We start from the raw sequence: 4663 nt of genomic DNA, 5'->3' as shown, positions 1-4663 counted from the left end.
TGCGCTCTCCGCCGACGACGGCTTCGCGCTCGATGCGGATCGCCTGCTCGCCCTCGCCGACGACGACACCAAGCTCGTGATCGTCTGCTCGCCGAACAACCCGACCGGCACGCTGCATCACGGCGCCGGACTCGAACGCCTCGCGCGCGCGCTCGACGGCCGCGCGCTGCTGCTCGTCGACGAGGCCTACATCGAATTCGCCGGCACCGCGAGCGCGGGTGCGCTCCTCGCGCGCCATCCGAACGTCGCGGTGCTGCGCACGTTGTCGAAAGCGCACGCGCTCGCCGGCGCGCGCGTCGGCGCGCTGCTCGCGCGGCCGGACATCGTCGACCTCGTCGCGCGCATCGCGGCGCCGTATCCGCTGCCGTGCGGCAGCGTCGCCGCTGCGCTCACCGCACTCGAACCCCCCGCGCTGGCGCGCACGCGCGCGCGCATCGCCACGATCGTCGCCGAACGCGAGCGCGTGGCCGGCGCGCTCGGCTCGCTCGACGGCGTGCGCACGGTCTGGCCGTCCGCGGGCAACTTCCTGCTCGTGCGTTTCGCCGACGGACGCGGCGCATTCGCGCGCCTGCTCGACGCCGGCATCCTCGTGCGCGACGTCTCGTCGCAACCCGGCCTCGCCGATTGCCTGCGCATCACGATCGGCCGTCCCGACCAGAACGATGCGCTGCTCGATGCGCTCGCGCGGGAACGCCCATGAGCACGCCTGCGAAGATCCTGTTCGTCGATCGCGACGGCACGCTCATCGAAGAGCCGGCCGACGAGCAGGTCGACGGCTACGAGAAGTTACGCCTGCTGCCCGGCGTGATCGGCGCACTGCGGCGCCTCGTCGACGCCGGCTACGAGCTCGTCATGGTCAGCAACCAGGACGGCCTCGGTACATCGGGCTTCCCCGAGGAGACGTTCGTCGGGCCACAGTGCTTGCTGCTCGAGATCCTCGCGGGCGAAGGCATTGCGTTCCGCGAAGTGCTGATTGATCGCAGCTTCGCGCACGAGCATGCGCCGACGCGCAAGCCCGGGCTCGGCCTCGTGCAGCACTACCTCGGCCATGGCGTCATCGATCGCGCGCGCAGCGCGGTCGTCGGCGACCGCGACACCGACCTCCAGTTCGCGCGCAACATCGGGGTGCGCGGCCTGCGCATCGGCGCGGGCCGCGGCTGGGACGCGATCGCGGCGGCGCTGCTGGATGCCCCACGGGTTGCTCGCGTCGCGCGTAGCCCGCGCGCGACGCGCATCGTGGTCGCGCCCGACCTCGATGCCGCGAGACGGCCGGCCGTGCGCAGCGGCATCGGCTTCCTCGACCACATGATCGAGCAGCTCGGCGTGCACGGTGGCTTCGCACTGCGCCTGTGCTGCGCAGGAGATCTCGGAGTCGACGAACACCACACGGTCGAGGACTGCGCGCTCGCACTCGGCCAGGCGCTGCGCGAGGCGCTCGGCGAGCGCCGCGGCATCGGCCGCTACGGCCACGCGCCCGAAGTGCTTGCGCTGCAGCGCGCGCACGGCTTCGTCGTGCCGATGGACGACGCGCTCGCGCAGGCCGCGCTCGACCTCTCGGGCCGGCCGTACTTCGTGTTCGACGGCGTGTTCCCGCTCGAACGCGTCGGCGCGCTGCCGAGCGCGCTCGTGCCGCATTTCTTCCGCAGCTTCGCCGACGCGCTCGGCGCGAACCTGCACCTCGCCGTCCGCGGCGACGACGCGCACCACATGATCGAAGCCTGCTTCAAGGTCGTCGGGCGCGCGCTGCGCCAGGCGATCCGCCGCGACGGCAGCGACGCCGTGCCAAGCAGCAAGGGCATGCTCGCGGGCGCCGCCGCATGAGCGTGCGCGCGCTCGTCATCGCCGCGGGCGGCGCGAACTACGGTTCGCTGCGCGAGGCTTGCCGCCGCCTCGGCGTCGAAACCGAGCTGTCGGACGATCCCGCGCGCGTCGCCGCGGCCACGCACGTGATCCTCCCCGGCGTCGGTGCCGCCGCGCCGGCGATGGACGCACTGCGCGCGCGCGGCCTCGATCGCGCACTGCGCGAGCTCGGCCGCCCACTGCTCGGCATCTGCCTCGGCATGCAGCTCCTGTACGAGCGTTCGGCCGAAGGCGATGTCGCCGGCCTCGGCCTGCTGCGCGGTTGCGTTCGTCGCCTCCCCGCCGCACCGCGCTGGCCGCACATGGGCTGGACCACGCTCGCGCCGCGCAGCGCCGATCACCCGCTGCTGCGCGGCATCGGGCGTGACGACTGGTTCTACTTCGTGCACGGTTATGCCGCGGACGACGGCGACGCGACGCTCGCGGCCGCCGAGCACGGCGCGCGCTTCGCCGCCGTGGTGGCGCGCGGCAACGTGCACGGCGCGCAGTTCCATCCCGAGAAATCCGCCGCGGCCGGCCGCCGCCTGCTCGCCAACTTCTTCGGGCTATGAAGATCATTCCCGCGATCGACCTCCAGGGCAGCCGCGTCGTGCGCCTGCGCCAGGGCGACTTCACGCAGGCGCGCACGTTCGAGCACGACCCGCTCGCGCTCGCCGGGCGTTACGCGCGCGCGGGAGCCGCCTGGCTGCACGTGGTCGACCTCGACGGCGCACGCGCGGCGCAGCCGTTGCAGCTCGCGTCGATCGCGCGCATCGCCGGCAGCGGCCCGCGCGTGCAGGCAGGCGGCGGCGTGCGCACGCGTGACGACGTGCAGCGCCTGTTCGATGCGGGTGCCCGGCGCGTCGTCGTCGGCAGCGTCGCCGTACGCGCGCCGGAAGATTTCGCGCGCTGGTTGCGCGAGTTCGGCAGCGAGCGCCTTTGCCTCGCACTGGACCTGCGCCTCGGCGACGACGGCCGCTGGCGTCCCGCGATCGATGCCTGGCAGGAGACCGGCGACGCCGATGTCGGCGAGCTGCTGCGGCGCTTCATCGATGCAGGGCTGCGTCACGTGCTCAGCACCGATGTCGCCCACGACGGCATGGCGGCGGGCCCGAACCTCGCCTTGTACCACCGGCTCGTCGCCCAATGGCCCTCGTTCGACTGGATCGCCTCGGGCGGCGTGCGCGACCGCGCGGATGTCGACGCGCTGCGCGAAACCGGTGTCGCGGCCTGCGTCGCCGGTACCGCGTTGCTCGACGGCAGCCTGTCGCTGGAGGCACTCGCATGCTCGCACGCCGCCTGATTCCCTGCCTCGACGTCGCCGACGGTGCCGTCGTCAAGGGCGTGCGCTTCCGCGACCACCGCGTGGTCGGCGACATCGTCGAACTCGCGCGTCGCTACGCCAGCGAGGGCGCGGACGAACTCGTGTTCTACGACATCACCGCGAGCCCGGAACGCCGCCGCGTCGACGTCGCCTGGGTCGAGCGCGTCGCGCGCGAACTCGACATCCCCTTCTGCGTCGCCGGCGGCATCCGCTCGGTCGCCGACGCCGAAGCCGTGCTCGCCGCGGGCGCGGACAAGGTGTCGGTGAACAGCCCCGCGCTCGCGCGTCCCGCGCTCGTCGACGAACTCGCGGCGCGTTTCGGCAGTCAGTGCGTCGTCGTCGGCATCGACGTCGACGCACGGGCCGACGACCACGGCGCGTGGCGCGTCGTCGCCGACAGCGGCAAGCCCGAGCAGGCGAGCGACAGCGGTCGCGACCTGCTCGCATGGGTGCGCGAGGCCGGCGCGCGCGGCGCGGGCGAGATCGTCATCAATGCGATCCGCAACGACGGCGTGCGTGAAGGCTACGCGCACGCGCTGCTCGAGGCGGTGCGCGCGTCGACGGACCTGCCGCTGGTCGCCTCGGGCGGCGCCGGGTCGCCCGCGCATTTCGGCGACGTGTTCGAGCGCTGCGGCGTCGACGCCGCGCTCGCCGCGAGCGTGTTCCACGCGGGCGAGATCCGCATCCCCGACCTCAAGCGCTACCTCGTCGCACGCGGCATCGTGGTGCGGCCGTGAGCCTCGCCTTCGATGTCGACGCGCTCGACTGGTCCAAGGGCGACGGCCTGTTGCCGCTCGTCGTGCAGCATGCGCACGATGGCCGCGTGCTCATGCTCGGTTACACCGATCGCGGCGCGCTCGCGCGCACCCTCGCGACCGGTGAGGTGCATTTCTGGTCGCGCTCGAGGCAGCGCCTGTGGCGCAAGGGCGAGAGTTCGGGCCACGTGCTCGCGCTCGTCTCGCTCGCGGCCGATTGCGACGGCGATGCGCTGCTTGCGCAGGCCGTGTCGCGCGGGCCGACCTGCCACCGCGGCAGCGCGGGTTGCTTCGACGGCCCGGCGCCTGCGCATCCGTGGCTGGTCGAGCTCGAAGCGCTGATCGCCGCGCGCGCCGGCGCCGACCCGGCCTCGAGCTACGTCGCGAAGCTGCTGGCGGCGCCACCCGCGCGACGCGCACAGAAGGTCGGCGAGGAAGGCGTCGAAGTCGCCCTCGCCGCGGCGCCCGGCCGGCGCGACGAACTGGTCGGCGAAGCCGCCGACCTCGTGTTCCATCTGCTCGTGCTGCTGCGCGGTGCCGATCTCGCGTTCGCCGACGTCGTCGCCGAACTCGCGCGGCGGCACGCGGCGCGCTGACGCTCGCGCAGCCGCCGACATCCGCCCGCTACGGGCACGCCTCGAAGCCGTCGTCGAACAGGCGATCGACGATCGCGTGCGCGCCGACGGCGGCGAGACTCAGCCGGCAGCGCCCGCCGACTCGATCGAACGAGCCGCCGAGCCAGAGC

General features: G+C 73.5%; 6 protein-coding genes. All 6 read left to right on the top strand.

From position 1 onward, the window contains the following. The coding region (locus ACTHK2_RS04230; protein ID WP_440244447.1) for an aminotransferase class I/II-fold pyridoxal phosphate-dependent enzyme at positions 1-700 on the top strand (700 nt) is incomplete at its 5' end. After that, a complete protein-coding gene (gene hisB / locus ACTHK2_RS04225) occupies positions 697-1821 on the top strand; it encodes a bifunctional histidinol-phosphatase/imidazoleglycerol-phosphate dehydratase HisB (RefSeq protein WP_440244446.1) in 1125 nt (374 codons plus the stop codon). The genes ACTHK2_RS04230 and hisB, both read left to right, overlap by 4 nt. Next, entirely contained in the window at positions 1818-2411 is a 594-nt protein-coding gene (hisH, locus tag ACTHK2_RS04220; RefSeq protein WP_440244445.1) for an imidazole glycerol phosphate synthase subunit HisH, read from the top strand. The genes hisB and hisH overlap by 4 nt, the downstream gene beginning before the upstream one ends. Continuing rightward, entirely contained in the window at positions 2408-3142 is a 735-nt protein-coding gene (locus ACTHK2_RS04215; RefSeq protein ID WP_440244444.1) for a HisA/HisF-related TIM barrel protein, read from the top strand. Before hisH ends, ACTHK2_RS04215 begins: the two co-directional genes overlap by 4 nt. Further along, on the top strand, positions 3124-3900 hold the full coding sequence (gene hisF / locus ACTHK2_RS04210; protein WP_440244443.1) for an imidazole glycerol phosphate synthase subunit HisF: 777 nt from the start codon (positions 3124-3126) through the stop codon (positions 3898-3900). The genes ACTHK2_RS04215 and hisF overlap by 19 nt, the downstream gene beginning before the upstream one ends. After that, on the top strand, positions 3897-4514 hold the full coding sequence (gene hisIE / locus ACTHK2_RS04205) for a bifunctional phosphoribosyl-AMP cyclohydrolase/phosphoribosyl-ATP diphosphatase HisIE (RefSeq protein WP_440244442.1): 618 nt from the start codon (positions 3897-3899) through the stop codon (positions 4512-4514). The genes hisF and hisIE overlap by 4 nt, the downstream gene beginning before the upstream one ends. Positions 4515-4663 lie beyond the last annotated feature (149 nt).

The sequence above is a fragment of the Dokdonella sp. genome (assembly GCF_051958935.1).
GTDB lineage: Bacteria > Pseudomonadota > Gammaproteobacteria > Xanthomonadales > Rhodanobacteraceae > Dokdonella_A.
The sequence above is the reverse complement of the archived record's forward strand: the minus strand, read 5'-3'. Positions and strand labels throughout refer to the sequence as shown.